Consider the following 1,741-nt stretch of genomic DNA (forward strand, 5'->3'; position numbering starts at 1 on the left):
GGCGGGGGCGGGGGGGCCCGGGGGGGGGGGCGCGCGCCCCCCGGCCCGCGGGGCCCCGTACCGGCTACTTCTGACAGGTCACGTCGGTCGCGGGCAGCTCACCCGTCGCCAGGTAGGCATTGACCTGGGCGTCCACGCAGGCGTTGCCGTAGGTCCCGTAGACGCCGTGGTGGTTGGCGCCCTGCAAGGTCACCAGCCGGGAGCCGGGCAGTTGGCCGCGGAGCGCCCGGCTGCCCGCGTACGGGGTGCGCGGGTCGCCGGTGGCCGCCACCAGCAGGGCCGGCGTGTCACGCTGCACGCGCACCGGTGCCTCGCGCGGGAACTCAGGCCAGAACGCGCAGGCGTTGACGTTCTCGGCGAGCGGCCCCATCAGCGGGTACTTCGCCCGGTTGCGCTCGATGTCGCGCCAGTACACCTCAGGGTCGCGCGGCGCCCCGCCGTCCGCGCACAGGATGGCCAGCTGCACGCTGCCGTACGCGGAATCGCTGCTGGTCAGGACGAAGTCGAGGAAGGCGGCGAGGTCGGGCGTCGGTTCGACCTGTTCGCCGCGTGCCGCGCGGGCGAGCACCGCGAGCTGACCGGCGAGCGAGTGCCGGGCCTGGTCCCGGTCGTCGGCCGCGCCGGCGAAGGCGACCAGCGGCACCGTCGAGTCGTCCACCCGGTACGCGTCCGGGCCCGAGCCGACCGTCAGCGGCCGGGCGGCGGCGGCCTTGGTGGTGCGTTCCACGGTGCGCAGCACCTGCCGTTCGGTGACGCCGAGCCGGTAGGTCCGGTCGTGCCGTGCGGCCCCGCGCGCCCAGTCCCGTATCGCGTGGTCGCCGGTTTCCTCGCGCCCGTGCAGCAGTCGCGGCCGGTAGTCGACCGGGTTGATGGCGCCGTCGAGCACCACCCGGTCGTAGCGGCCGGGGAACATCTGGGTGTAGGCGGTGCCCAGGTGGGTGCCGTACGAGTAGCCCAGGTAGGAGATCTTCCGCTCGCGCAGCGCGCCCCGGATGACGTCCAGGTCGCGGGCGGTGTTGCGGGTGCTCGCGTACGGGAGCACGTCGCCGTGCCGGGTGGCGCAGCGCTTGGCCAGGTCCTTCTGGTGGGCGACCTGCCGGTCGAAGCCGGCCCGGTCCACGCCGGATGAGACCAGCGCGGAGCCCACCGGCCAGCCGCAGTCCAGCGGAGTGCTGCGGCCGACGAACCGGGGGTCGACACCCACCAGGTCGTAGCGGGCCGCGGTCGCCCCCATCGGACCGCGGAGCTCCAGCGGGCCGTCGAGCGAGGGGCCGCCGGGGCCGCCGCCGTTGAACAGCAGTGGGCCGACGCGGTGCGCCGTGTCGGTGGCCTTGATGCGGGAGATGGCGACGGTGATGGTGCGGCCACCGGGGCGCGTGTAGTCCAGGGGAACGGTGAGGTCGGCGCACTGGGCGCCGGCCTTGGCCAGTTCCCGGCCGACCGCGTCGTCCGGGCCGAGCACACAGCTCTTCCACTGCGGGCGTTGGTCGTAGTAGCGGGCGAGGCCGTCGGGGGCCCGGCCGGGCGAGCCGGTGTCGGCGGCGGCCGTCGGCAGGGCGGTGGGCAAGGTCGCCAGCGCGGCGGCGAGCGCCAGGCCCACCGCCGCCGGCCTTGTCTTTACATGCATGCCCCGCACGCTAGGGCCGCGGCCCGGCCCCCCTCACTGGTGGGGGGCCCCCCGCCCCCCCCGGCGCCCGCCCCCCCCCCCGGCCGGGCCCGCCCCCCCCCCCCCCCCCCCCCC

Annotated in this window: 1 protein-coding gene; it reads right to left on the bottom strand. The window is 76.5% G+C overall.

The genetic code is table 11. The annotated features are described in order from the left end of the window. Positions 1-64 precede the first annotated feature (64 nt). Positions 65-1,627, bottom strand: coding sequence for an alpha/beta hydrolase (locus AAHZ94_RS33645; protein WP_349997490.1), 1,563 nt, complete (start codon positions 1,625-1,627; stop codon positions 65-67). Between the last annotated feature and the right edge of the window lie 114 nt (positions 1,628-1,741).

It is taken from the genome of Streptomyces sp. HSW2009 (assembly GCF_040240285.1).
In the GTDB taxonomy this organism is placed as follows: Bacteria; Actinomycetota; Actinomycetes; order Streptomycetales; family Streptomycetaceae; genus Streptomyces.

Bases quoted from the DNA above. Each gene is read 5' to 3' on its own strand.
- AAHZ94_RS33645 (WP_349997490.1), bottom strand. From the start codon at position 1,627: ATGCATGTAAAGACAAGGCCGGCGGCGGTGGGCCTGGCGCTCGCCGCC.